Genomic DNA, 24,224 nt, shown 5'->3' on the forward strand with positions numbered 1-24,224 from the left:
TCGGCCAGGCGGCGCCGGTTCGCCGCGCGCCTCAGCCGTCCTGCGACGACCGAGTTGCCGTCCCAAAGGCGGGGGCCGGCGTCGCGTCGCCCGCCAGGCCAGCCGTGTGCTCGCAGCAGTCATCGAAGACGGTGCGATTGCGGCCATCGCGCTTGGCGCGGTACATCGCAAGGTCGGCGCGACGTTGCCAGCTGTCCGCGGACTCCCCGGCGCAATAGCTGGCCGCGCCCAGCGACATGGTCACGCGGCGGTCGCCGCGTCGCACTTCCTGCTCGACCGTGGTGCGCAGCTTCTCGGCAATGCGGCGCAGCGCAGCGGGTTCGGCGCCAGGCAGCAGGAGACCGAATTCCTCGCCCCCCATGCGGAAGAAGCGGTCCTGCTTGCGCGTGCAGCGCCGGACGAGCTCGGACACCTCCACCAGGACGCGGTCGCCGGCCTCGTGGCCGAAGCTGTCGTTGATCGACTTGAAATGATCCAGGTCGAAGATCAGCAGCCCGACGGGCGCGGCGTCGCGCTCGCTCGCGGCCATCGCCGCCTTGAGCTCGTCGGCCATGTTGCGGCGGTTGTGCGCGCCGGTGAGCGGATCGCGCGCGGCCACGGCTTCGAGCTGCGTGCGCTGGGTTTCCGCACGCCAGGCGAAGACATAGGCGAACAGGCTCACCTCCACCGCGGTCACCGCGAACATCGCCTTCTGCGGAATGTTGGGCAGGGCGACGTCGAAGGCCGCGACGAACGCGATCACCACGATCGACAGCACGGCCGCGTGCCTGCGCCGCACGAGCAGGAAGTTGGCCAGCAACACCGGGTAGATCCACAGCACGCCCGACAGCCCCGCCATGCGCGAGACCAGCATGCAGCCGATGGAATAGATCACCGCGATCATCAGGGCGGTGCCTTCGCTCTTGCCGGTCTTCCAGGCCCGCAGTGCGCCCAGGCCAACCCCGGCGACGATGGCCAGGTCCACCAGCCCGACGAACGTCTGCCCGGTGGCGAACCGGTAGATCGCAAACGGCAGCACGCCGCCCGCGGTGAGGGCACCGAAGAACAGGATCAGCGTCAGTTTGAAGTCACCGCGTGGATTGCTCCACATTTCTGGGGTCCTGCCGGTTTGCGTCCGGCGTCGGGGAGAGAGTCCATCAGTGGATCCGGGATCGACGTGCGCGGTCAGCCCGCGTGTCGCCCACCCCGGAAGGGTGCGCTCGGGTCCGTGCAAGCGCCGTGCCCAAGAGCAGTGCCGCGGGCGGAGGTCGCCCAGGGCGGGTTGGCGGCCGTGGCGGCGGAGTCCTGCAAGACCGCAGACATGCCCGTCATCTGCGACATCGGACAGCTGCAAGCCGCCGCCGGGATGCCTGCCGCGAAAGCGACGTGGGCGCGAAGTCCGCTACCGAAACCGAGGGTCGCGCGCGATTTCGCGCGCCGTGCCCGACGTCGGCCCGAGTCCGCGGATCCGTGGGGCCGCGCGCAAGCTGGAACAGGCGATGCGCTCGGTGGGCGCGAAGACCGATTTCCGCTACCTGCCCGGGCGCACGCACGGCGCCCTGTACGCTATCGGCGACGACCGGCGCGGCCTGTCGCGTACGATCGCCTGGGAGATGTATCGGGTCGCCCGGCCCGATGCACGGGTGCCCGCTGGCGTGCCGCAGCCCGAGGTGGAGCTGGCGTGATAACCGATGGTGTGCGCTATTGCGGGTTCGCCGGCCGCGGATTTCCGCAGCGCCATGTTTGCGGGGCCCGTTCGCCGTTTCCGGGGTTGCACGTGCATGCGCGGCAGCGCGCGTACCCTTGCCACGGCGCGGAATCGACGTGTCCGGATCGCCTCGTACGGCATGCGGTGGCCCCTGTCGTTCGACTCGATCGAGCCCTGCGCTGCGGGCCGGGGGCAGTCGGCCGTCGGTGGGGCGGCGACAGCGCCCACAGCCGACGCGCGCAGAACAGCGGTCACGCACGGATCACCGGCGCCGGTGCATCTTGGGCGCCTTCATCCACATCCGGGAGCTCCCCCATGGGTTTCATCAGGTTGATCGCCACCGCCGGGCTGGGCTTGTTCGCGTACAAGGCGTGGCAGAAGCACAAGGCGCGCGCGCTGGACTCTTCGCTTGTGGACGACGGCACGCGGACGCCGCCGCACGGCGATCCGGTGCTGGTCGGCGAAACGCTGCAAGTCGGGCCCGTGCCGTCGGCGGGCGTGCAATCCAGCCGCGGGTTCGGCGGCGCCTGAGGGCCGACGCAGGAACGCGCGCCACGGACGTACACCGCACGCACCGCAGCGCGCAGTGCCCGGGCCAGGACGGCCCGGGCGGAGATCGCGTCAGGAGTTGAGGGTCGTCCCGACCTGGATCCGGCGCGGCGTCGTCTCCGGACGCTTGGGAATCACGATCTGCAGCACGCCGTTGTGGCCCGACGCGGTGATGCCATCGGGATCGGCGCTGTCAGGCAGCGCGAAGCGGCGATGGAAGCTGCCATGCCTGCGTTCGATGCGCGAGAAGCCTCCGGCTTCCAGCACGTCCTCGCTGCGGCGTTCGCCCTTGATGGTGAGCATGCCTTTTTCCATCTGCACGTCGATCTCCTCCGGCGCCACGCCCGGCAGGTCGGCGTACAGGACGAAGCGGGTGGTTTCCTCCTTGATGTCCACGCGCGGTACCCACTGGCTGGTGACGACCGAGGACTCGTCCGTGGCCAGGTTGGCAAAGGGATTGCCTTCGAACAGGCGCTCGAAAATCTGCTTGATCGGATCCTGGCCCACGTCCTGGCCAGATCCCTGGGAATAGCGAACCATCTTGTTCATCGATGTGTCCTCATGAGGGTTGGCGGGCAAGTCGCCCGAGCGCCAGATAGGTGCTCGGGATCGGCTTTCAATCCGTCATCGCTGCAGCGTGTTGAGCGAAAATTCAGGGGCCTGAATTCGAGGCGCATGGCCGTTCGGCTCAGGTGCGGAGGGCCGACCGGTCGCGCTCCCGCAGCAGTGCCAGGTCATCGACAAAACCCCGCCACGCCGCCTCCCGCAGCGCGCCGACAGGCTGGCGCAGCACCCAGGCAGGATGCACGGTGGCGAATCCGCGACTGCCGTCGTCCTGCACGTGCCACGTTCCGCGCGATGCCATCAGCCGGAAACGCGTTCCAAACACGGCACGCGCGGCAATGGCGCCCAGGCAGACCACCACCTCGGGACGGATTGCCGCCAGTTCGCCCTCGAGCCAGGCATGGCAAGCCCGCTGGTGCATGACTTCGGGGTTGCGGTGCAGCCGCACCTTGCCGCGCATCTCGAAGCGGAAGTGCTTCACGGCGTTGGTGACGTAGAAGCGGGCGCGATCCAGGCCCAGTTCCGCGAGCGCGCGGTCGAACAGTTCTCCCGCCGGCCCGACGAACGGGCGCCCGCGAAGATCCTCCGTGTCACCCGGCTGCTCCCCGACGACCACGATCCTTGCGTCGCGCGGGCCTTCGCCGAACACGGTCTGGGTGGCATCGCGCCACAGTTCGCAGCGGCGGCAAGCGTGCGCGGCTCCGCGCAGCCGATCGAGGTCGCCATCCACAGGCGGCGGGGGCGCCGCAGCCGGCGCCGGTATCTTCCGCCGCGGCGCGACGGCCTGGCGCTCGACCATTGCCTGCGTGCGCGCGCCGGCATCGCGCAGCAGCTCCGGCAACAGCTGCGCTTCGGGCAGGTGCTTCCAGTACTTCTGCGGCATCTCCTGCCGCATCATCCGCGGGTTGATCCGCGCGGGATTGAAGATGTGCGCGTAATAGGTGCGCCAGAGCGCCTCGCCCGCATCATCGGCGGGCGCGTCGGCGCGCAACGCGCCATCGCCGAACGACAGCGACGTACCGTCCCAGCGCACGCTCCGGTACGGGGTGAGGATGCTCCAGCGCATGCCGGTGAACCGGCGCGCGAAGAACGGCGCGATCCGGTCCACGATCCAGTGCTCGGGTTCGAACCACGCCACGAACGTGTCCGCTTGCCCCGGCAGTTCGCGAAAGCGCACGAAGGCCTTCATCTTGTGGCTGTCGCGACGCACCGCCTGCGCCAGCGCGCCGGCGCGATGGGTGTCGGCGTCGACCACGGTGTCCAGCAGGTGCGGTTCGCCATGTCGCATCCGCCAGGCGATCCGGTACAGCAGGCCGTGACGCTGCGGGTCGCGATGGCACAGCACCTGGCTCGCCAGTTGCAGCAGCGGCGCCGGCAGCCGGGCCTGCGCATCGCGGGCCGGTTGCGCCTCCAGCGCCGGCAGCGCCAGCAGGCTGCCCTGCGCGTCGCCTTGCCACGACACCGCCTCGGGCGCGACGCGCGCCCGCAGCCCCGCGAGCGCCATCCGTCGCCACGCCAGCACGTCCCACGCCGGCTCGACGTGCGCGGCGAACATGCTCAGTTCGCGAACAGGTCGGCCTGGCGCGGCTTCGGCGCCAGTTCCGCGCGCAGGCGCGCGGGATCATCCAGCCGCCGACCCGGATGGTGGTCGAGCAGCTGCACGAAGGGCATCAGCTTGGCCAGCGGGGTGCGCAGGCGCGCCAGGTCCGCCAGCCGCAGGTGCGCATGCTTTCGTGACGCCAGAATGCGGTCGACGTTGCGTGTGCCTAGTCCCGGGACGCGAAGCAGGGCCTCGCGGGGCGCGTGGTTGAGGTCGACCGGGAACTGCGCCGGGTTGCGCAATGCCCATGCCAGCTTTGGATCGATGTCCAGGTCGAGCATGCCGGCGTCGCTGCCCGGCGCGACGATCTCCTCCACGTCGAATCCGTAGAAGCGCAGCAGCCAGTCGGCCTGGTAGAGCCGGTGTTCGCGCTGCAGCGGCGGCGCGAGCGCCGGCAGGCTGCGCGCGGCATCGGGGATCGGGCTGAAGGCCGAGTAGTACACCCGGCGCAGGCGGTAGTTGCCGTAGAGGTTGCTGCTGGCGGCGAGCACGTCTCGGTCGCTGGCGCTGTCCGCGCCGACGATCATCTGCGTGCTCTGGCCGGCGGGCGCGAATCGCGGCGGACGCGCCCTGCGCGTGCCGCTGCCGATGCCGGCGCTGCTGCTGGCCGCCTGCGGCTTGCGCGCCTCCCTGGCTTCTTCGATCCGCCAGCGCAACTCGCCCATCGCGCCACGGATGCGCGGCAGGCTCTTCTCCGGCGCCAGCGCGGACAGCCCGGCTTCGGTCGGCAGCTCGACGTTGATGCTCAGCCGGTCGGCGAAGCGGCCGGCGCGCTCGAGCAACTCCGGCGCGGCGTCCGGGATGGTCTTGAGGTGGATGTAACCGGCGAAGCGATGGTCCTCGCGCAGGCTGCGCGCCACTTCCACCAGCTGTTCCATGGTGTAACTGCTGTCGCGGATGATGCCGCTCGACAGGAACAGGCCCTCGATGTAGTTGCGCTTGTAGAAGTCCAGGGTCAGCCGCACGACCTCGTCGGTGGCGAACCGCGCGCGCGGCACGTTGCTCGACACCCGGTTGACGCAGTAGGCGCAGTCAAAGATGCAGAAGTTGGTCAGCAGGATCTTCAGCAGCGACACGCAGCGCCCGTCGGGCGTGTAGCTGTGGCAGATGCCCATGCCCTGCGTGCTGCCGATACCGCCGCTGCGGCTCGAATCCCGCTTGCCCGCGCCGCTCGACGCACACGAGGCGTCGTACTTGGCGGCGTCGGCCAGGATCGCGAGCTTGCGGTTCAATTCCATGCAGCCAGTGTGTCGCCAACGGGTCTCACTGCAAGGGAGCGGGGCGGTCAGCTAGATGAACGCTGGCGGCCGGGACACGCGGCCCAGTCGCCACGCCTACTTCACCCCCGCACCCCTACAACATGGATCCGCCGCCGCGAATGCCTTGCGGCGCCAACCGGGAACACACCATGTCCAAGCAGGAAGAACTCGAACGCAAGTTCTGGAAGGCCATAGGATCCGATCGCACTGTGATGCTGGGCGTCGATGGCGTCGAGGATGGGCATTCCCGCCCGATGACGGCGATGGTGGAGGGCGAATCCGGGCCGATCTGGTTCTTCACCGGCAAGCCCAACGCGGTCATCGATCACCTCAGTCAAAGCCGGCGCGCGATCGCGGCATTCAGCGCCAAGGGACACGACCTGTTCGCAAGCATCCAGGGCCGGCTGTCGGTGGACAACGACCGTGCGGTGATCGACCGGCTCTGGAACCCCTTCATCGCCGCATGGTTCGAAGGCAAGGATGATCCGAAGCTGGTGCTGCTGCGCTTCGATGCCGAACACGCCCAGGTCTGGCTCAACGAATCGAACCTGCTGGCGGGGGTGAAGTTGCTGTTCGGTTCCGATCCCAAGCAGGACTACCAGGACAAGGTGGCGGACGTCGACCTGCGGTGAAGCGGCACGGTGCGCCCGGCCGGTCAACCCGCTTCGACCCGCTCGCGGTAGCGCTCGATCGTGCGCCGCCAGGACGCGCGCGACAGGCAGCGCTCGCGGTACTCGCGCACGCCGGGATGAGAGTCGAGCAGGGCCGGGTCGTCGGTTTCGGTCAGCACGTGCGACAGGAGGATGTCGGCCACGCTGAAATCGTCGTTCGCGACGTACTCGCGTCCCTCGAGCCAGCGCTCGAGCGCACCGAGCTGGCGCATCGCCCACTGCACCAGGAAGCCGCGATACTCGTTCGCGCCGCTGTCGTGCGTGACGAAATCCATCAGCTGCAGGTTCAGCAGCGGCACCTCGATCGTGTTGAGCGCGGCGAAGCACCAGCGTTCGACCCGCGCCGCGCCGGCTGCATCGGCCGGGATCAGGCGGCCGGTCTTGCGGGCCAGGTACAACACGATCGCACCCGACTCGGACAGCACCAGGCCATCGTCTTCGATCACCGGGATCTGCTCGAAGGGGCTCACGGCCCGGTAGGCCGCGGTATTGAGCTCCTTGGCGGGATGATCCAGTCCGACCAGTTCAAACGGCTGATCCATCTCCTCCAGCGCCCACAGCACGCGCAGGTCGCGCGTCCTGCCGTGGGCGATCGGGTTCACCCGCGAGAAGCCATAGAGCCTGAGCATCTCAGTCACCGCGCACCGCCGCCTCGATCGCGGCGATGTCGATCTTGCGCATCGTCATCATCGCATCGAAGGCGCGCTTGGCCGCGGCAGGGTCCGATCCGGTGTAGGCCTCGATCAGGGCGCGCGGCGTGATCTGCCACGACAGGCCCCACTTGTCCTTGCACCAGCCGCATTCGCTTTCCTGCCCGTCGTTATCGACGATCGCGTTCCACAGGCGGTCGGTCTCGGCCTGGTCCTCGGTCGAAACCTGGAACGAGAACGCCTCGCTGTGCTTGAAGACCGGTCCGCCGTTGAGCCCGATGCAGGGGATGCCCAGCACCGTGAACTCGACCGTGAGCACGTCGCCCTGCTTGCCGTCGGGATAGTCGCCGGGCGCGTGGTGGACGGCGGTCACGGCGCTGTCGGGAAAGGTCTGTGCATAGAAGGTCGCGGCGTCCAGCGCGGTGCCGTCGTACCAGAGGCAAATCGTGTTTTTATTGGGCCTGTTCTTCGCGGGCGTGGTCATGGCGTCTCCTGGGGCGGGTTGGCTGCGTGGTGGAAGGCGGCAATTGCCGCCCGTGCTCGATCGACGAACGGCGGTGCAGGATTTCGACATGGCGCGCGCAGCGGCAGCGGGATCGTGCGGTGGACAGCCAGCCGCTCCCGTGAAGGCCGCCGCGGCGTTCCGGCTCGGCCCTGTCGATTCCAGGGCGCGCCGTTCGTCATTCCAGGCAACCACCCGGAGCATGCCCATGACGCCCACGATCACTGCCTTCGAACAGTCGCCCGATCGCGGCCAGGGACTGGCGCGCGACATGCGCGTGCGCTGGGCGCTGGAAGAGGTCGGCCAGCCCTACGACGTGCGCCTGGTGTCTTTCGCGGCCATGAAGCGACCCGCGCACCTGGCGCTCAATCCGTTCGGGCAGATCCCGACCTGGGAAGAGGGCGACCTGGTGCTCTTCGAATCTGCAGCGATCGTGTTCCACATCGCGCAGCAGCACGCGGGCCTGCTGCCGGACGAGGCCAGTGCGCGGTCGCGGGCGATCGCCTGGATGTTCGCGGCGCTCAACACGGTCGAGCCGCCGATCGTGGAACGCTCGATGGTCGGCATCCTCGAGCGCGACGAGCCGTGGTATGCGCAGCGCCTGCCCGCCGTCGAACAGCGCGTACGCCATCGGCTGGCACAGCTGTCCCGTCGCCTCGGCGATGCCCAGTGGCTCGATGGCGCCTTCAGCGCTGGCGACCTGCTCATGGCGACGGTGCTGCTGCGGGCGCGGCCCACCGGCCTGCTCGACGGCTATCCGAACCTCTGCGCCTATCTCGCCCGCGCCGAGGCGCGACCGGGCTACCGGCGCGCATTCGCCGCGCAGCTGGCGGTGTTCAACGGCACGCAGGGCTGACGCCTCGAGCCAGCGCATGCGCGGGTTGCGCGAGCGCCGGCAGCCGTCGCCGCCGCTGCCCGGGAAGGCACCGTCCCGCGCTCGCACCGCAGGTTCACCATGGCGCAGCAGCCTGGGATCGCCGCAGCGCTGGCAAGCACGTGCCCGTCACCGCTCGTGAACGAGGATCCGTCTGGGGCCATCGCGCCGCCGCGGGGTTGCACACCGCCGCGCGAGTTGGCAAGGTCGATCTCCACGGGCGGAGGCACGCATTGCGAACGGATGATCGCAATTCACTGGGTTCGGCCCGGACGGTCCGCACGATTGGCCTGCTGCTCGGTCTCTTCGTCACTGCGGGCATGGCCGCGATGCTGGGCCAGGCCCGGGTCGAGCGCCTGGACGGGGCGCAACGCCACAGCCAGGCGCTGGCGACCGGCGTGGATCGCCTGCTCATGTACGAGTTGCGCAACCTCGAGCGCGCGATGACCGGGATCGCGATCGACAGCGAGCAGCTGCGCCGCACCGTTCCCGAGCGCGCGCCGGCGATGCTGTCGGAGTCGATCGCCGGCGTGCTCTCGCGGCATCCCGAGCTCGAGACGATCGTGCTGTACGACACGCAGGGACATGCGCTGACCGCGGGCGCGGACGACCCGGCGCTGGCAAGCTGGCTGGCGGCCGGGTCGAGGGGAACGCGCCCGCTGGTTTTCGGCAGAGTCCGGGCCGGACGCGACGGCGACTGGACGCTGCCGATCGCACTGCGCACCGAAGCGGGGGAATGGCTGGTGTTGCGGCTGCGCACCGCCGAATTCGAGCGGATGATCCGCGGGCTGGATACCGGGCGCGAGGGCAGCGTGGCGGTACTTGATCGTCACGGCTCGGTCCTGGCGCGCACCGGCGCCCAAGGTGCGTTCGTTGGCCGGCATGTGCGCGTGCCCACTGCGCAGCTGCAGGAAGACGGTACGACCAGCCTGCGCATGGTCAGCCAGCTCGATGGCATCGAGCGCCAGGCCAGCTTCAGCGCAGACAGCGGCTATCCGGTGGTGGTCAGCGCCGGCATCGCGCTGCGCGAGGCGATGGCGCCGTGGCGCGCCTATGCCGGCGCGGTCGCATTGCTGCTGTTGCTGTACTGGCTCGGATGGTGGTTCCTGGTGCGTCGCATGCGCGGTGCGGAAGTGGCGCGGGAGGCGATGCTCGAGGAACTGCGGGCCAGCGCGGACTGGCTGCGCGACGCGCAGTTGGCTGCGCGTACCGGCGTGTGGCGGATGGAGCCCGACCAGGACCAGGTACGCGTCTCCGAACAAGCCGCCGAACTGTTCGGGTTCCCCGCATCGACCAGTCTCGTCCCGCTCGAAAGCGTCTTCGAGCGGATGCATCCCGACGACCGACCGCGCGTGCGCACCGAGTTCGCCGAGGCGCAGGCGAACCGGGCACCGTTCCGTTCCGAGTATCGCGTGATGCTGGCCGACGGCACCTGTCGCTGGATCATCGCCTACGGTGCGATGGCCACCGATCGCCGTGGCAACGAGCGGATGACCGGCACCATCAGCGACATCACCCAGCGCCGCGAGGCGATGCTGCGCATCGAAAGCGCCGAGTCCCAGCTGCGCGAGCTGTTCGAACGCAATCCGCTGCCGTTCTGGGTCTTCGATGTAAAGACGCTGGCCTTCCTCGCGGTCAATGAAACCGCGGTGCGCAAGTACGGCTACTCGCGTGAGGAATTCCTGGGCATGACGATCCTGGACATCCGTCCCGGCGAGGACGTCGAGGCGGTGCTCAAGTCGATGTGGGACATTCCCAAGGGCGGCTTCGATAACCGGGTCTGGGTCCACGTGACGCGCGACGGTCGGCGCATCAACGTGCGCGTGCACAGCAGCAGCATCGAGTTCGCCGGGCGGCCGGCACGCCTGGTGCTGGCCGAGGACGTCAGCGAACGCATCGCCTACGAAAGCGACCTGGCATGGCGTGCCACGCACGACGTCACCACCGGCATGCTCACGGTGCCGGCGGTGATCGAGCAGGTGGAGGCGCTACTGGAGAAAGCGCCGGACAGCCGGCTCGCCGTCGCCTATGTGCAGCTGCGCGACCTCGACCTGGTCGCACCGACGCTGGGCCGCCGCGCCGGCGAGACGATCCTGGAGGCCGCGGCCGAGCGCCTTGGCTGGATCGGCCGTACGTACGGATTCGCTGCCTACCGGCCCGCGGATGCGTTCGTGATCGTCGTGCTGGACCACGCCCAGCGCGACGCCATGCTTGCGGCGCTGGTGCGGGCCATCGCCAGCCCGGTCGAAGGCGATGGCGGCACCCACCTGCTGGCGGCGTGGATCGGCCTTGCCGATCGGACCGCGGCCGGCGAAAGCACGGAGATCCTGATCGGAAATGCCGCGCTGGCCGCGCTGCAGGCGCGCCGGGAGCACGGGATGGTGATGCAGTTCGACGCGCCCATGGCTGCGGAGGCCAACGAGCGTGTGGCCCTGGCCGGGCGCCTTCGGCGGGCGCTGGAGCGGCGCGAGTTCGAACTGTTCCTGCAGCCCATCCACCGGCTCGACGATGGCAGCGTGGTTTCGCTCGAAGCCCTGCTGCGCTGGCCCCAGGCCGACGGCAGCTTCGTGTCGCCGGCGAAGTTCATCCCGCTGTGCGAGGAGTCCGGACTGATCGTGCCGCTCGGCAAATGGGTGCTGGAGGAGTCGGCGCGCTACCACCGCGCCCTCGAGGCGCGCGGCCTGGGCCACCTGTCGATCGCCGTCAACGTTTCGGCCGTGCAGCTGCTCGCCGATTCCCTGCCGGCGCTGCTGCGCGATCTGCATCGGGAGCACGGCCTGCGACGCGGCGCGCTGCAGGTGGAGCTGACCGAGAGCACGCTGCTGCGGCGCCCCAACTCCGCGCGCGCGGTCATGAGCCAATTGCGCGACGACGGCGTGCGCATCGCCCTCGATGATTTCGGCACCGGGTATTCCAGCATGGCCTATCTCAAGGCGCTGCCGCTCGACTACCTCAAGCTCGACCGCGCCTTCGTCACCGACGTCGACCACGACGAGCGCAATGCCTCGATCTGCCGCGCGCTGATCGCGCTTGGCCACGGCCTGGATCTGCGCATCATCGCCGAGGGCGTGGAAGACGAGGCGCAGCTTTCATGGCTGCGCGATCAGGGGTGCGACGAAGCGCAGGGTTTCCTGCTGGGCCGTCCCGCGCCGTTGGAGGACGTGGTGGCGTCCATTGAACGGCAGCTTGCCGGACAGGCCCCTGGTGCGCCTTCCAACGATCCGGGCAGCCATTGAGCCACGGGTGCGGCATGCGCATGGCTTGGATACGGGCGCTGCTCCGCGAACGGGCCTCGCGACAGGCTTGTCGACCACGCGCTGCCTGATGTCGGCGACTGGCTTTGCCTTGCAGAGGAGACGCAGCATGGAACGATTCACCGGCGGGTGCCTGTGTGGCGACGTGCGCCTGGTGGCCTCCGGCCGCCCGTGCCGGGTTGGCCTGTGCCACTGCATGGATTGCCGCAAGCACCACGGATCGCTGTTCCACGCGTCGGCGATCTATCCCGCCGAGGCCGTGGCGATCGAAGGCGCGACCCGCGATTACGCCGGGCGGCACTTCTGCCCGCGCTGCGGCTCTTCGGTATTCGCGCGCACCGATGACGAGATCGAAGTGAGCGTGGGCGCGCTGGATGAGCCGGACCAGTTCCGGCCGACCTACGAGCTTTGGACCATTCGCCGCGAATCTTGGCTGCCGCCGTTTCCGCTCGCGCATCGATACGAGCGGAACCGCAAGGCGACGAGCCGCTTCGAAGACTGACCCGCGGCGGGCGCAGCGAGTGTCGATCCGCCAACCCGACGGTTCTCGACGACCGGCCTCAGAAGCCACGGCGTCGGCATACGCCGCGTCGCAGAAATGACGACCACGACCCCTTGATCGGCGCCGCCCTAGGTCACTTTCTTGAAGATCGTGACCCCCAACAGGAACAGCACGACCGCGATCACGATCGCCGCGAAGAACAGGAACTTGGCGATGCCGATGGCGGCCCCGCCGATGCCGCCGAAACCCAACGCGCCGGCGATGAGGCCGATGACGAGGAAGATGATGGCCCACTTGATCATGGCAAGGCTCCGGAAAAGAAGAGCCGTACGGTAGGCCCTCGCCGGTCGGGGTAACGTGATGCGGCGGCCGGCGGATCGCTCAGCGCAGGTCGACTTGCGCCACCTTGTCCTGGTAGTCCTGCTTCGGGTCGACGCCGAACAGCATCTTCACGCCGGCCAGCAGGCTGGAACCGTTCAACCAGATCTCGGCGTCCTCGGCGTCCAGGCGCAGAAGCGCGATCTTGGGATCATCCTTGCCCTCGTACCAGGCGGCGACGAAGGGATTCCACAGGCGATCGATGGTGGCCCGATCGTTGTCCACGCTCAGGTTGCCCTTGATGCTGGCGAACAGGTCGTGGTCCTTGGCGGTGAACGTCGCGATCGCGCGATTGCCGCGACCCAGGTTCGCAACGATCGCGTTGTCGATGGCAGTGAAGAACCAGATCGGACCTGCATCGTTTTCAGCCTGCGCCGTCATCGGGCGGGCATGGCCGTCTTCCACGCCGTCCAGGCCGAGCATCATCGTGCGATCGGATTTCAGCGCGTCCCAGAATTTCTTCTCCAGTTCCCGCGGGTCATTGCTCATGTGGTCGCTCCAGGTGGGGGCGTTCGATCCTAGGGCGCGCACACTGGCGCTGACGTGAAAGAAGCGTTCGACCCTGGTCACGAAGATGAATCGCCGTCGGCATCGCCGCTGCGGCCGGGCTCGTCCCGGAGGATCGGCACGCTGCGACCGGCCACGGCTTCGCGGCACGCGGTCGCTCGACTGGCTGTCGATTGCGCTCATTTCCTGCGCAGCTCTCAGGTGCGCGCCGCCCGTACAACGGCGCGGCTGCATTCCTGCGCGCGGTCCAGCGAGCGCACGGCGCTGCGGGGTTCCACGACCATTCGGCGCCTTGGCGTCCAGCCCCGCGTGGCGGGTGGCGCAAGGTGCACAGTGTTCGATGGCGCGATCGAGCTGCGATGACCTGCCGGCCTCGATCAATCCCGCTCGCGCCAGCCAATCGCCCAGCGCCTCCGCGATGTCGCAGCTTCAGCACCGCAGGCGCCTGGCTCCCGTGCGCGGGCGCCACGATGATGACGCCGTGGGCGGCGTGGGCATCATGGGCGGCCGACCGCAGGGTCGCCCTCGCCGCGATGCGCGCCGACCCGATCATCCCGCCACCCATCGCCACGGGCGATCGACCGCCTTGGTGATGCCGATGCGCGGCGTGACGCGATGCGGGTGCGGATGCGCATAACCGTCGTCGAACATGCTCACGCGCGGGTCGGTCACCAGGTCCAAGTCATCGAAGCTGCCGTCGATGCCGAGCGCGCGCGTGACCTTGCCCGGGCCGTTCGCCAGGTCGCGATCGCGCACGCCCGGCCTCGCCGCGCGAATCGCGTCGATCCCGGACAGCGGCGCAACCGCGCGGATCAGGACGCCGGTGCCGGCCCCGCAGGTGGCGTTGGCGCACCAGTGCAGCCCATAGCTGAGGTACACGTAGAGATGGCCGGCCGGCCCGAACATCGCGCGGTTGCGGCGCGTCGGGCCACGGTAGCTGTGGGCGGCCGGGTCGTCGGCGCCGCGATAGGCCTCGACCTCCACGATCCGACCCGCGCGCCCGTCGGCGACCGCCAGCACCTTGTGGACCATGTCGGGCGCGACCAGCAGCACGTCACGGTCAAAGAACTCGCGTCCGAGCCGGCGCACGTCAGCGATCCGGCGCATCGGGCGCGATGCCGGGCCACCGAGCCATGCGCGGCACCCCGTCCACGAGCCGTGCGTACCCACCCGCGAAGGCCAATGCCGCCGGCCGGCCGGCGCGCTCCTCCAAGCTGCGGACGAAGCGGCTTCCTTCGCCCGCGGGCGATGGCATCGGTTGGTCCAGCCGCTCGATGTCGGTCAGCAATTCTGTGCGCGTGGCCATGACGAAACAGGATGCTGCGAACGCCGCGCAGCACGCGTGAAAGCTGGGGCAACGCCCCAAGCTGGCCTTGCTCCGCGCGGCGCCATCGCCAGGCACGTGGGTGCCCACCAGCACGATGCTGTGTGGCCAGCCGTGCATGTCGACCAGCAGCGGATACGGACCGTCCCGGTGGCCTTCGCCTTCGGCCGGCAGGAGCAGCCAGGCCTCGGCTTCTTCGGTTCCATCCTGGCCGTCGGGCACCTCGAAGCGCCGCAGCGATGCGCGCGGACGCTGGCGCTTCTCGAACCAGTCATTGAACTCGAATGCATTCGCGTCGTTGCCGTCCCAGTCCACGCTGTGGATCTCGTCCAGGTCGCGCATGCCCGTGCCGCCCATGCAAAAGCGCTCGCCGCACTGCGCCAGGTCCTCCACTGACTGCTCGTCCAGCGATGGCGTGCGTATCGTGCCCTGTTCCACGTCGACGAGCACCAGCCGGTGCAGCCCGCGCACGTCGCCGATCGTCGCGGCGCGGCGCGGCGACCATCGGGATGCCACAGCGGCCTGGCGCCGCTGGACAGTTCGAAATCCTCGTCCCCCAGCCGCCGAAATTTTGGGTCACCGGCGACATGTCGTCAGGAAGGCCAGAACCGGCAGCGCTGAACGCTGTGCGTTGACCGTAAGGCAGTAGCCTTCCGGATTTTTCTTGCATAAGAAAGGCGACGGCCGCAGCCGTCGCCCGTGTCCGCGATGCGCCGCCTACTGCCTGGCGGCGATCGCCTTGGCCTTGTCGAGGTGTGCGGCGACGTGCGTGCGAGTGTCGGTCAGGTGCTGCTTGACCGTGTCGGTCGTCGCGGCGGGCATCATCTTGTTGTCGATCGCGTCCAGCGCTTCCTGGTGGCCCTTCACCATGGCATCGATGTAGGCCTTCTCGTAAGCCTTGCCCGAAGCCGCGTCCAGGGTCTGCAGTTCCTTCGCGCCCTTGTCCTTCAGTGCCTGCACGTCGGAACCATCGGCGGGGCTGCCGAGCGATCGGGTCTTGGCGAGGTTGTCGCCGTGTTCCTTCTCCATCATCCTGGCGTAGTCCAGCACGTCGCCGGTCACGCCTTTTTCCTGCGCCTGTTTCGCCGCGGCGATCTCGTGTTCGTCGACGGCGGCCAGCAGGCCCAGTGCGAGGGCGTCGCCGGTCTGCGCGGCGTCTCCACCTGGCATCGTGTCGTCCTGCGGCATGGCCGCGCCATCGGCCGACATCGAATTCGCATTCGCGTTGGCATCCGTAGTCACCGCGGCGTCGGCGGGCGCGCTGGTGTCGGTGGCCGGCGTGCTGTCGGCCATTGCGGTCTGGTCATCGGTCCGGTCGCGGTCGCAGCCGCTGGCGATCGCGAGGCTCAGAAGGGTGACGGCAATCAGGGGTGCTTTCATGTCCGTGCTCGTTTGCTGGGGGGCGAAAAAAATGCCACCGGCAACGTGCGGGAGACGTGAGCGCGAGGTGTCTGTTCACTGAACGTGCGCTCGCATTGTGGCCCTCGTGCCGGATGCTTCCGTACGCCGGAATCGGCGGCAAGCCGGCAGCGCGAATCGGATTCGCGCCACGGCTATCGAGGCAGCACCCACGGGCGTGTCGCCCGTCGGAATCACGATGCTGGCAAGGCGCCAGCCGGGTTTGCGCCTGCGCCGTTCCGGTCGTCGGGCGCCATGCCGAATTCAGCGGACAGGCGCTCCAGCCGGGACGACACATAGTCCCGGTCTTCCACCGACGCCGACGACAGCAGGTCGCGCGCGATGTCGGACAGGACCGACTCCCTGGATTGGCTGGGCGTGAAGCGCAGGATCGCAGGCAGGTCGATTGCCAGCCGCGAAAGTTTCTGGTCGAGTTCGTCCCGCGTCTTTCGGGGGGCGGGAAGCCCGGTGTCGAAACCGCGGATCTTGCCCAGGTCGAGCAGCATGGCGTTGAGCAGATCGATCAGTTCTCCATGCTCCTTCTGCTCGGTGCAGAACAGGGCGGCATCCTCGATCGCGGCGTATTCGCGCCAGAACGCGGCCTCGTCGAGTCCGGCTGCTGCCTGCAGGTTGCGACGCGCGACTTCGATGACGACCCGGTCAATCATGGGGATCTACGCGCGCCGGGTGATCTTGCGGACCACGGCTTTGACGCCGGTTTCGCCCTCGGCGGCGGCCACGGCCGCGGCCGCGGCGGGGGAGGCCTTCCATTCCTCGTACGCGACATCCAGCTCGGAGCGTTCCTTGGCGGTGAACAGGCGCCGCGCCATCTTGAACATGGTGGTTTCTTCCTCGGTAGCGTGATGGTCGATCATCTCGCCGAACACCTTCACCCGGCCTGCGAACTGCGGCGTGCCGAAGTCGGCGGCGTGCACGTCGGGCATGACGGTCTTCTCGACCGCGCGGTGTTCCTCGACGGCTTCGGCGTGGGTCTTGAGCCCGTCGCGATCGGCGCGCTCGGCGAACGCGGGATAGAAGACCTGCTCCTCCCATTTCGCATGCGGCAGCAGGCCGGCCTTGATCTTCAGCAGCAGGTCGGCGCGCTTCTTGGTGGCGCGATCGGTCGTGGCTTCCATTTCTTCGAACAGGGAGCGTAGCTCGTCGTGTTCGGCTTGCAGCGTCTTGAGGATGTCGCGGGTGGCCATGGGGATATTTCCGGATCGGAGGCAGCGACATTGTGCGAGTCGGGGTCGAGGAAACGTGATGTCCTGCGGCGACGGTTCGCGCGCGTGTGCGCTGACAGGAGGGCCGTTCGCCTGCACGTATCGACGGCCACGCTATTCCGCCGCGGCTGTTCACCGCGTGGACCCTAGTCGCGCGTCCGTGACGCCGTGTCGCGCGATCGCAATGTCCGTCGCCGACGCACCAGCAGGCCGACCTCGCCCACGACCGCGGTCATCAGGATCAGCGCGTTGGTGACGATGAAAACCAGGTTGTCGAGCATCCAGCTGTAGGCGATGAAGCCGGCCGAAGCAACGATCTGCCCGAGGAACAGCCACCGGGACACGCCCTTGGCTTCCCTGTCCTGCCACTGCGTGTGGATCTGGCGCGACAGGGTGGCCAGCAGCACCGCGGATGCGGCCCATCCCACCAGATCCGGGTTCACCGGCCGCCTCCGCAGCGGGACGGTCTATATCGTCTATCGACGGACGTGACCGCCCTTGGTCCATGCATCGCGTACTCCCGGCAAAGGCAAACGATAGGGAGCGGGAGCGCGCGGAGGGCGTGAACGCCTGGAGGGACGCTGCCCGGAGCGCGCGTCGAGCGACGACGTAGCCCGCTGCACGAGCGCTTGCGGAGCGCTCGCAGGCCCGATGTCCAAAGTGAAGGATTCATGTTTGCGCTGCATTGTTTTCACGCATCGCCAGCATCGCGCGGCGTAGGTTCTACCGCTGTCGATGATTGCAGTCGCCATGCGTGCGGCGCGATGCCGCGCTCACCCCCAGGCGGGCGCACACCCGCAGCGTGATCGCCGTCGATCGCCTGCCACCCTACCAACCAACCGGAGGCCCCCCCATGGCGGTCAAGACACTCGAAGACCTGTTCCTCCACGCCCTTTCGGACATGGCCAGCGGCGAAAAACAGCTGACCAAGGCCCTGCCGAAACTGGCCAAGGCTGCAACCAATCCAGCCCTGAAGAATGCGTTCACCGCGCACCTCGGGGAAACGCAGGGCCAGATCGAGCGCATCGACCAGGTGGTCGATCTGCTCGAACTCAAGCTCAAGCGCATCAAGTGCGTGGCGATGGAAGGCCTGGTCGAGGAAGGCGCGGAGGTCATCGAGGAAATCGACGCCGGACCGGTGCGCGACGCGGGCCTGATCAATGCGGCGCAGAAAGTCGAGCATTACGAGATCGCGAGCCGCGGCACGCTGTGCGCACTGGGCAGGCAGCTCGGCTACACCGAGGCAGTCAAGCTGCTCAAGCAGACCCTGGACGAGGAAAAGTCGACCGACGAGAAGCTGTCGATGATCGCCCAAGGCGGCGCCAACGAAGAAGCCGACGACGCACCGGCTGCGCGCAAGGGCAAGAAGGCCGCGTGACCGACCCTGTATCCCGCGGCGCTGACGCACGTCCGCGGATCCACCTTTCGTATCCAGAGGACACCGACATGACCAAGCGCGAGCTCATCACCCCGCACGAAGGCGACAGCCGGTATGTGCGGCGGAACGAAAAGGGCGAATTCGCCGAACAGGACGACTTGGGCAGGTCGCTCAAGCAGGACCGGGCCAAGAAGGCCGAAACCGTCGTGAAATCCGGGCAGGGCGATCGCGGCGACCAGAAGAAGAAATAGAACCGATCGCCAGCGTTGCCGCCTGCTTGCGGGGCGGTGCGTAACGATCGGACCAACGCCGGTCCCTAATGGCCGGCGACCAGGCAGCGGAGCACCTCATGACCGAAGAGAAGCGGGACAATCCCAACGGCAACAAGCGCGAGAGCGACCAGGACCGCGATATGCGCCGGGATCAGCGCAGCCAGGAAGAGCGCACCGACCAGGCCCGCGACAACCAGAAGAACGGTTGACGCTCGCGCAACCGCGCGGCAATGGCAAGGAGAAAGGCCGCCGGTGCGACGCGCCGGCGGCCTTGTCGTGATCGCGCGCTTTGGTCAGAAGTCGAAGCGGACCTGCAGCTGGGCGAGGTCGGCGTCGAGGTCCTCGATCTCGAAGCGGCTGTATTCGCCACGCAGTGCGACCGTATCGGTGAACCGGTACTGCAGGCCGACGCCGTAGACCGGATCGGTGCCGGTGTCGTCATTGGTGCCGGTCAGGCCGGGAATCGCGGTGTCCAGATCCCAGCGCTGCATGCCGGCCTTGGCATAGCCGGAAAACTTTTCAGTGAACGGCAGCGTGCCTACCGCGGTGAAGTAGGCCGAGCTTGCTTCCAGCGCCGCGCCGGTGGTCTCCGACTCCAGTTCGCCCAGGTCTGCGTAGCCGGCTTCGAGGCCAAAGTAGCGGTTGAACTGGTAGCCGCCGAACGCCGAGAACGCGGTGTCCTCGTCGTCGTACGCGGCTTCGTCGACGAACGACTGGCCGGCGCCGACGCCGGCGTAGAAGCCGTGGTCTTCGGCCGCCTGGGCGCCGAACGCGGTGGCGCCAAGCAGGGTGACAAACAGGGCGCGGGACAGCATCTTGTTGCTCATCATTGCATTGCACTCCAGCAGCGGAGATCGCGCAGGGGAGGGTGGCGATTTCCGTGCGACGGGCCCCGGCGGAATGCCTGGGCAACCATCGCTGCACGGGAGAAGTGGGTATGCGGCGGTGGCATGGAAGTGCGGAAAAGGGGATGAATCGTCCCGTCAGTGGGCCACGCGATGGGATCCGCTGGTGCGAGATCGGGACGCTGCCACTTTTAAAATCACACCAGCCCTCGTGGCCGAGGAAAACCGGTGCGGCTCAGTAGCCGACCGTCACTTCCAGCGCGACGGCATCATCCCAGTCCGCGCGACCGCCCAGCGCCGCAATCTCGAGCAGCACCGCCGCGCCGACGACGAGCGCACCCTGCCGTCGCGCCAGCGCGAGCGCGGCGCGCAGGGTGCCGCCGGTGGCGAGCACGTCGTCGACGATCAGTACGCGGGCGCCAGGCGGCAAGTCGTCGGCGTGGATTTCCAGCCGGTCGCTGCCGTACTCGAGCGCATAGGCCTGGGCATGCGTGCGCCCCGGCAGCTTGCCGGGCTTGCGGATCGGCACGAAGCCCGTTCCCAGCGCACGCGCCAGCGCAGCGCCGAGGATGAAGCCGCGCGCCTCGATGCCAAGCACGGCGTCCAGCGCCACCCCGCGCCACGGCGCAGCCATCGCATCGATCGCCGCCGCGTAGCCATCGGCGTCGGCGAGCAGCGGCGTGATGTCCTTGAAGGTGACGCCCGGCCTGGGGAAGTCGCGGACGTCGCGGATCAGTGTCTGCCAGTCGGGCATGGGCGCTTGTTCGTGTCGGACAGGCGGCGATGCTAGCGGAGATCGCTGGCAGCGGCATCGCATCGATGTGTCGCGCGCGGCTTCGCCCGTTCTGGCCGCGCAGCGGCATCCCATCGACGTGCTGCGCGGGGCTTCACCCGCCTTGGCCGCGCCGCGGACTAGCCTGCGGGTCCCTCCCATGGAGTACAGGAAATGGCCATCTGCGACGTATGCGGCAACGACTACGACAAGGCATTCCAGGTCGTCATGGGCGACCGCCGCGGCACCTACGACTCGTTCGAATGCGCGATCCACGAGATGGCGCCGACGTGCGCACATTGCCAGTGCAGGATCATCGGCCATGGCGCGGAACACGCCGGATCGATGTATTGCTGCGCACATTGCGCAAAGCATGCGGGCGTCGAAGGCATCGAAGACCGCGCCTAGACGCTGCGGTCCGCGGCGCAGCTGCGTTCAGGCCGCCTGAACACGCTGGTCGCTAGACTCGCGACTTTCCCGCCGCTGCTTCCCACCATGCCTCGTCCCGCCCTGTTCCGTCCCGACGTCTCTCGTGCTTCCGGCGCGCTGCTTGGCCTCGCGCTCGGCGCGCTGCTGGCCGGCTGCGCGTCGCATGGCAAGCAGGACATGGCGCCATCGGGCGAGACCTTCGACGCCGACGACACCTATTCGCGCAGCTACGAGTCGCTGCCGGCGCAGGCCTGCGAGGCGGCGCAGCGCGCACTGCTGGGGCAGGGTTACGTGGTGAGCCGGGCCAGCGGCGAAGGCGTGGAGGCCAGCAAGAATTTCCAGCCCGACGCCGAGACCCATACCCAGCTGGTGGTGCGCGTGACCTGCATGCCCAGGCACGACGGCCGCGCGCTGGTGTTCGTCAACGCGGTGCAGGACCGCTATGCGCTGAAGAAGACGTCCAGTTCCGCCAGCCTCGGCGTTGGCGTGCTGGGTTCGGTGTCGCTGCCGGTCGGCAGCAGCGACGATTCGCTGGTGAAGGTCGCCAGCAACACCGTGCAGAACCAGGATTTCTACCGCCGCTTCTTCGAGCGCGTGAAGTACTACCTGCCGTCGGGCCCCGACAGGGCGGTGGCGCTGCCGCCTGCCGAACCCGCCGCGCCGCCCGACCCGCCCCCGGCCGCCGCCACGCCGGATCCGTAGCCGACGCAGGCGTCGGCGCGGCCATCGGCCCCGCATCGCGAATCCTCCATGCCACGCACTCCGTCCTCGAAGCTGGTGGTGTATGCCGCGCTCGCCGGCAACCTCGCGATCGCCGCGACCAAGTTCGCTGCGGCGGCGATCACGGGCAGTTCGGCGATGCTGAGCGAGGCGGTGCATTCGATGGTCGATTCGACCAACGAGGTGCTGCTCCTGTACGGCGGCGCGCGCGCGGCCAGGCCGCCGGACGCGCAGCATCCGTTCGGCTACGGCCGCGAACTTTATTTCTGGGCCTTCATCGTCGCGCTGCTGGTGCTGGCGCTCGGCGCGGGCATGTCGGTGTACGAAGGGATCAGCCATCTCCGCCACCCCGAACCGATGACCCGGCCGCTGGTGAACTACGTGGTGCTGGCGGCGTCGATCGTGTTCGAGGGCGTGACCTGGTGCATCGCGCTGCGCGCGTTCCGCGCCGGCAAGGGCAGGCTGGGATACTTCGAGGCGTTCCGCCACAGCAAGGATCCGACCACGTTCACCGTGCTGTTCGAGGACAGCGCAGCGCTGATCGGCCTGTTCATCGCCCTGGCGGGCATCACCGCCAGCCACGTGCTGGGACGGCCGGAATTCGACGGCATCGCATCGATCCTCATTGGCGGGGTCCTGGCCGCGTCGTCGCTGCTCCTGGCGCGGGAAACCAAGGGCCTGCTGCTGGGCGAGTCCGCGCATCCGCACGTGCGCGACGACATCCTGCGGATCGCGGGGGAGGATGCGGCGATCCGCACCGCCAACGGCGTGCTCACCGTGCAGCTTGGGCCGGACCAGGTGGTGGCCGCGCTCAGCGCGGAGTTCGAGGACGCGCTCACCACGACCGAGATCGAGGCCTGCGTGAGCCGCGTGGAACACGCGGCCAAGGCCGCGCATCCCGCGCTCGCGGCGCTGTTCGTCAAGCCGCAGACGCAGGCGACGTGGCGACAGCGGCTGACGCGGCTGTCCGACACCGGAACGCCAGGGCTGTGACCTGCCGCCTCGCCGTCGTGCGTTAGGGCCGCTGCACGGGCGGCGGCTCCGGCCGCTCGGGGCGGCCCGGGGTGCCGGGATCGTGGATCGGCGGAATCACCGGGTCCACCGGTCGCCCGGGCATCGGGTCGCGGACCGGATTGGGCACCTGGCCGGGGACATCGGGACTTGGCGCGGGATCGGGATCACCGGGATCGGGTTCGGAATGCAATTGGTCGTGGTGCATCGGCGTGTTCGGCGATGGAGGTGGCACGAGCATGCCGGCTGCCGCGAAGCGAGCGCGTGAACCGTGTGCGTCGCGCTACCGGTGCCGCGCCTCGCGCCTGCGGGATTTCGTCGGACTGGTCGGACCCGCGATGCGTGGCGGGTCACGCCGGGATGCCGCGAAACTGGCGGTCATTCCCGTGGGGGCGGGCCTTCAACAAAAAGCTTGGTCATCGATGGACCCTGGCTTTGCAGGCCGGACGCCAACCTGCGCGACGATGCCGAGCAAGGTCCGAACGCCTGGCCTGCCTAGACCTTGCGCCGGAACTGGAACACGATCGCGCCCAGCACCAGCGCCACCACGCCGGCAAGCAGGTTCCACGCGGTTGCACTGGCCAGCAGTCCGATCGAGAGCAGCGTCGCGGCGATCGGGATCAGCGGCCCGCCGGGCAGGTGCAGGGCGCCGTCACGGTGGCCGTGGCGACGCCGCAGCACCAGCACCGACAGCGACGTGCCGATGTAGGTGCACAGCCGCGCCACCACCGACAGCAGCGCAAGCTGCACGAACGAACCCGACAGCGCCAGCGCCAGCGAGAGCACGCCGACGGTGACGATCGCCACTGCGGGCGTGCGGAAGCGCGGGTGGATGCGCGCCAGCGCCCGCGGGCCGTAGCCGTCCATCGCCAGCGCGTGCAGGTAGCGCGGCCCGAGCATGATGGTGTTGCTGTTGGTGCCCAGGATCGACACCGCCGCGCCCACCGTCAGCGCCATCGCCAGCCAGGCGCCGCCGAAGCGCGCGGAGGCATCGGCCAGCGGCGTCTGCGACTGGGCGAGGCCGGGCAGGGTGCCCAGCGCGACCCACTGCACCGCGAAGTACAGCGCGGTCACGGTGACGATCATCGCCAGCATCGCGAACGGCACGTCGCGGCGCGGGTTGCGGTATTCGCCGGCGGCGGCCGGCAGGTTCTCGAAGCCGGCGTAGGCGAACAGCAGCAGCAGCGCGGCCTCGCCCAGGTCGCGCAGCGGGATCGGCCCGGGCAGCGGCGTGGCCAGCGACAGGTCGACGTACATCGCGCCAATGCCGATGAACATCAGCAGCGGCAGCACTTTCGCGACGGCCAGGAACACGCCGGTGCGCGCGGCGGCGCGCACGCCGATCACGTTGACGGCGACCAGGAACGCCAGCGAGCCGAAGACGATCGCGACCCGAACGGCGCCGCTGGCGGCGTGCGGCCAGAAATGCGTCACCGCCTCGGCCAGGCCGTTGGCCAGCGCAGCGGCGCTGGCGACGCGCGTGATCAGCAGCATCCAGCCGACCTCGAAACCCACCAGCGGACCGAACGCCTCGCGTGCATACAGGTAGCCGCCACCGGGCTGGTCGAAATAGCTCGCCGCCTGCGCGTAGCACAGCACCAGCAGGCTCACTGCCAGTCCCGCCAGCAGCACCGCCCACAGGCTCGCCGGCCCCAGCAGCAGCGCCGCAGCCGCGGGTAGCAGGTAGATGCCGCTGCCGATCACGTCGTTGATCGACAGCCCGTACAGCTGCCAGCGCCCGACCGCGCGGCGCATGGCGGGTTCGGCGTCGTCGAGGCGCGGCACGTCAGGCGACGGCGGGGTGAGCATGGGCGTTCATCCACGGTGGCGACCGGCGCAACCTAGCATGCCGGGC

At 68.8% G+C, this 24,224-nt stretch carries 30 protein-coding genes; 12 read left to right on the forward strand and 18 right to left on the reverse strand.

All coding sequences use genetic code 11. The annotated features are described in order from the left end of the window. Nucleotides 1-31 precede the first annotated feature (31 nt). Complete coding sequence (locus ACFOM9_RS16020; protein WP_386713234.1) at nucleotides 32-1,090, reverse strand: GGDEF domain-containing protein; 1,059 nt, start codon at nucleotides 1,088-1,090, stop codon at nucleotides 32-34. A 328-nt stretch (nucleotides 1,091-1,418) separates the two neighbouring features. Between ACFOM9_RS16020 and ACFOM9_RS16025 the strand changes: the two genes are divergently transcribed. Together ACFOM9_RS16025 and ACFOM9_RS16030 are read left to right on the forward strand one after the other, a co-directional pair. After that, nucleotides 1,419-1,664 carry a hypothetical protein gene (locus ACFOM9_RS16025; protein WP_386713236.1) on the forward strand — a complete coding sequence of 82 codons (246 nt, stop codon included), beginning with the start codon at nucleotides 1,419-1,421 and terminating at the stop codon, nucleotides 1,662-1,664. A 338-nt stretch (nucleotides 1,665-2,002) separates the two neighbouring features. After that, the gene (locus tag ACFOM9_RS16030) at nucleotides 2,003-2,218 is read left to right on the forward strand and encodes a hypothetical protein (RefSeq protein ID WP_386713239.1); all 216 of its coding nucleotides are present in this window, start codon (nucleotides 2,003-2,005) and stop codon (nucleotides 2,216-2,218) included. A 90-nt stretch (nucleotides 2,219-2,308) separates the two neighbouring features. Here the strand turns inward: ACFOM9_RS16030 and ACFOM9_RS16035 are convergent, their stop codons facing one another. The 3 genes from ACFOM9_RS16035 to ACFOM9_RS16045 form a co-directional block, all read right to left on the reverse strand. Then, nucleotides 2,309-2,776, reverse strand: a complete 468-nt coding sequence (locus tag ACFOM9_RS16035; RefSeq protein ID WP_386713384.1) for an Hsp20/alpha crystallin family protein — start codon at nucleotides 2,774-2,776, stop codon at nucleotides 2,309-2,311. A 148-nt stretch (nucleotides 2,777-2,924) separates the two neighbouring features. Further along, on the reverse strand, nucleotides 2,925-4,355 hold the full coding sequence (locus tag ACFOM9_RS16040; RefSeq protein ID WP_386713242.1) for a UdgX family uracil-DNA binding protein: 1,431 nt from the start codon (nucleotides 4,353-4,355) through the stop codon (nucleotides 2,925-2,927). A 2-nt stretch (nucleotides 4,356-4,357) separates the two neighbouring features. Further along, nucleotides 4,358-5,638: a putative DNA modification/repair radical SAM protein gene (locus ACFOM9_RS16045; protein ID WP_386713245.1), complete on the reverse strand. Its 1,281-nt coding sequence runs from the start codon at nucleotides 5,636-5,638 to the stop codon at nucleotides 4,358-4,360. Between the two features lie 170 nt (nucleotides 5,639-5,808). On the opposite strand from ACFOM9_RS16045, the gene ACFOM9_RS16050 reads away from it, so the two are divergent. Beyond that, nucleotides 5,809-6,291, forward strand: coding sequence for a pyridoxamine 5'-phosphate oxidase family protein (locus ACFOM9_RS16050; protein ID WP_386713248.1), 483 nt, complete (start codon nucleotides 5,809-5,811; stop codon nucleotides 6,289-6,291). A gap of 23 nt (nucleotides 6,292-6,314) precedes the next feature. On the opposite strand, the gene ACFOM9_RS16055 is transcribed toward ACFOM9_RS16050, so the two are convergent. Further along, nucleotides 6,315-6,959, reverse strand: coding sequence for a glutathione S-transferase family protein (locus tag ACFOM9_RS16055; protein ID WP_386713251.1), 645 nt, complete (start codon nucleotides 6,957-6,959; stop codon nucleotides 6,315-6,317). A 1-nt stretch (nucleotide 6,960) separates the two neighbouring features. Beyond that, a complete protein-coding gene (locus tag ACFOM9_RS16060; protein WP_386713254.1) occupies nucleotides 6,961-7,464 on the reverse strand; it encodes a VOC family protein in 504 nt (167 codons plus the stop codon). A 226-nt stretch (nucleotides 7,465-7,690) separates the two neighbouring features. Between ACFOM9_RS16060 and ACFOM9_RS16065 the strand changes: the two genes are divergently transcribed. The 3 genes from ACFOM9_RS16065 (at nucleotide 7,691) to ACFOM9_RS16075 (ending at nucleotide 12,112) form a co-directional block, all read left to right on the forward strand. Then, a complete protein-coding gene (locus ACFOM9_RS16065; RefSeq protein WP_386713257.1) occupies nucleotides 7,691-8,338 on the forward strand; it encodes a glutathione S-transferase family protein in 648 nt (215 codons plus the stop codon). Between the two features lie 251 nt (nucleotides 8,339-8,589). Beyond that, a complete protein-coding gene (locus ACFOM9_RS16070; RefSeq protein WP_386713259.1) occupies nucleotides 8,590-11,592 on the forward strand; it encodes a bifunctional diguanylate cyclase/phosphodiesterase in 3,003 nt (1,000 codons plus the stop codon). A gap of 67 nt (nucleotides 11,593-11,659) precedes the next feature. Beyond that, nucleotides 11,660-12,112, forward strand: a complete 453-nt coding sequence (locus ACFOM9_RS16075; protein WP_386713262.1) for a GFA family protein — start codon at nucleotides 11,660-11,662, stop codon at nucleotides 12,110-12,112. 128 nt (nucleotides 12,113-12,240) lie between these two features. Here the strand turns inward: ACFOM9_RS16075 and ACFOM9_RS16080 are convergent, their stop codons facing one another. The 8 genes from ACFOM9_RS16080 to ACFOM9_RS16115 form a co-directional block, all read right to left on the reverse strand. Next, complete coding sequence (locus tag ACFOM9_RS16080) at nucleotides 12,241-12,414, reverse strand: DUF1328 family protein (protein WP_386713265.1); 174 nt, start codon at nucleotides 12,412-12,414, stop codon at nucleotides 12,241-12,243. 79 nt (nucleotides 12,415-12,493) lie between these two features. Continuing rightward, on the reverse strand, nucleotides 12,494-12,979 hold the full coding sequence (locus tag ACFOM9_RS16085) for a pyridoxamine 5'-phosphate oxidase family protein (RefSeq protein ID WP_386713268.1): 486 nt from the start codon (nucleotides 12,977-12,979) through the stop codon (nucleotides 12,494-12,496). A gap of 567 nt (nucleotides 12,980-13,546) precedes the next feature. Beyond that, on the reverse strand, nucleotides 13,547-14,104 hold the full coding sequence (locus tag ACFOM9_RS16090; RefSeq protein WP_386713271.1) for a DNA-3-methyladenine glycosylase: 558 nt from the start codon (nucleotides 14,102-14,104) through the stop codon (nucleotides 13,547-13,549). Beyond that, a complete protein-coding gene (locus ACFOM9_RS16095; RefSeq protein WP_386713274.1) occupies nucleotides 14,088-14,837 on the reverse strand; it encodes a hypothetical protein in 750 nt (249 codons plus the stop codon). The genes ACFOM9_RS16090 and ACFOM9_RS16095 overlap by 17 nt, the downstream gene beginning before the upstream one ends. 201 nt (nucleotides 14,838-15,038) lie before the next feature. Then, nucleotides 15,039-15,701, reverse strand: a complete 663-nt coding sequence (locus ACFOM9_RS16100; protein WP_386713277.1) for a DUF4142 domain-containing protein — start codon at nucleotides 15,699-15,701, stop codon at nucleotides 15,039-15,041. Nucleotides 15,702-15,913: 212 nt separating this feature from the next. Next, the gene (locus ACFOM9_RS16105; RefSeq protein ID WP_386713280.1) at nucleotides 15,914-16,387 is read right to left on the reverse strand and encodes a hypothetical protein; all 474 of its coding nucleotides are present in this window, start codon (nucleotides 16,385-16,387) and stop codon (nucleotides 15,914-15,916) included. 6 nt (nucleotides 16,388-16,393) lie between these two features. Next, complete coding sequence (locus ACFOM9_RS16110; protein ID WP_386713283.1) at nucleotides 16,394-16,924, reverse strand: hemerythrin domain-containing protein; 531 nt, start codon at nucleotides 16,922-16,924, stop codon at nucleotides 16,394-16,396. Nucleotides 16,925-17,088: 164 nt separating this feature from the next. Continuing rightward, the gene (locus ACFOM9_RS16115) at nucleotides 17,089-17,385 is read right to left on the reverse strand and encodes a hypothetical protein (RefSeq protein WP_386713286.1); all 297 of its coding nucleotides are present in this window, start codon (nucleotides 17,383-17,385) and stop codon (nucleotides 17,089-17,091) included. Between the two features lie 410 nt (nucleotides 17,386-17,795). Here ACFOM9_RS16115 and ACFOM9_RS16120 point away from each other — a divergent pair, with 410 nt between their 5' ends. The 3 genes from ACFOM9_RS16120 (at nucleotide 17,796) to ACFOM9_RS16130 (ending at nucleotide 18,801) form a co-directional block, all read left to right on the forward strand. Further along, nucleotides 17,796-18,320 (forward strand): YciE/YciF ferroxidase family protein, encoded by a 525-nt coding sequence (locus ACFOM9_RS16120; RefSeq protein ID WP_386713289.1) that lies wholly within the window; start codon nucleotides 17,796-17,798, stop codon nucleotides 18,318-18,320. Between the two features lie 68 nt (nucleotides 18,321-18,388). Beyond that, the gene (locus tag ACFOM9_RS16125; RefSeq protein WP_386713292.1) at nucleotides 18,389-18,571 is read left to right on the forward strand and encodes a hypothetical protein; all 183 of its coding nucleotides are present in this window, start codon (nucleotides 18,389-18,391) and stop codon (nucleotides 18,569-18,571) included. Nucleotides 18,572-18,669: 98 nt separating this feature from the next. Continuing rightward, nucleotides 18,670-18,801 carry a hypothetical protein gene (locus ACFOM9_RS16130; RefSeq protein WP_386713295.1) on the forward strand — a complete coding sequence of 44 codons (132 nt, stop codon included), beginning with the start codon at nucleotides 18,670-18,672 and terminating at the stop codon, nucleotides 18,799-18,801. Between the two features lie 84 nt (nucleotides 18,802-18,885). Here ACFOM9_RS16130 and ACFOM9_RS16135 read toward each other — a convergent pair whose 3' ends face one another. Next, nucleotides 18,886-19,419 (reverse strand): outer membrane beta-barrel protein, encoded by a 534-nt coding sequence (locus ACFOM9_RS16135; protein WP_386713298.1) that lies wholly within the window; start codon nucleotides 19,417-19,419, stop codon nucleotides 18,886-18,888. Between the two features lie 253 nt (nucleotides 19,420-19,672). Beyond that, on the reverse strand, nucleotides 19,673-20,191 hold the full coding sequence (locus tag ACFOM9_RS16140; protein ID WP_386713301.1) for an adenine phosphoribosyltransferase: 519 nt from the start codon (nucleotides 20,189-20,191) through the stop codon (nucleotides 19,673-19,675). Between the two features lie 192 nt (nucleotides 20,192-20,383). On the opposite strand from ACFOM9_RS16140, the gene ACFOM9_RS16145 reads away from it, so the two are divergent. From ACFOM9_RS16145 to ACFOM9_RS16155, 3 genes are all read left to right on the forward strand, one after another. After that, complete coding sequence (locus ACFOM9_RS16145) at nucleotides 20,384-20,617, forward strand: hypothetical protein (protein WP_386713304.1); 234 nt, start codon at nucleotides 20,384-20,386, stop codon at nucleotides 20,615-20,617. 87 nt (nucleotides 20,618-20,704) lie between these two features. Next, the gene (locus ACFOM9_RS16150) at nucleotides 20,705-21,340 is read left to right on the forward strand and encodes a DUF2242 domain-containing protein (RefSeq protein ID WP_386713307.1); all 636 of its coding nucleotides are present in this window, start codon (nucleotides 20,705-20,707) and stop codon (nucleotides 21,338-21,340) included. A 48-nt stretch (nucleotides 21,341-21,388) separates the two neighbouring features. Further along, nucleotides 21,389-22,351: a cation diffusion facilitator family transporter gene (locus tag ACFOM9_RS16155; RefSeq protein WP_386713310.1), complete on the forward strand. Its 963-nt coding sequence runs from the start codon at nucleotides 21,389-21,391 to the stop codon at nucleotides 22,349-22,351. Nucleotides 22,352-22,373: 22 nt separating this feature from the next. Here the strand turns inward: ACFOM9_RS16155 and ACFOM9_RS16160 are convergent, their stop codons facing one another. Both ACFOM9_RS16160 and ACFOM9_RS16165 read right to left on the reverse strand, forming a co-directional pair. Continuing rightward, nucleotides 22,374-22,577 (reverse strand): hypothetical protein, encoded by a 204-nt coding sequence (locus ACFOM9_RS16160; protein WP_386713313.1) that lies wholly within the window; start codon nucleotides 22,575-22,577, stop codon nucleotides 22,374-22,376. Nucleotides 22,578-22,864: 287 nt separating this feature from the next. Next, the gene (locus ACFOM9_RS16165) at nucleotides 22,865-24,178 is read right to left on the reverse strand and encodes an APC family permease (RefSeq protein WP_386713316.1); all 1,314 of its coding nucleotides are present in this window, start codon (nucleotides 24,176-24,178) and stop codon (nucleotides 22,865-22,867) included. Nucleotides 24,179-24,224: the final 46 nt, after the last annotated feature.

Origin of the sequence: Luteimonas notoginsengisoli (assembly GCF_042648885.1) — a bacterium.
GTDB lineage: Bacteria > Pseudomonadota > Gammaproteobacteria > Xanthomonadales > Xanthomonadaceae > Luteimonas > Luteimonas notoginsengisoli.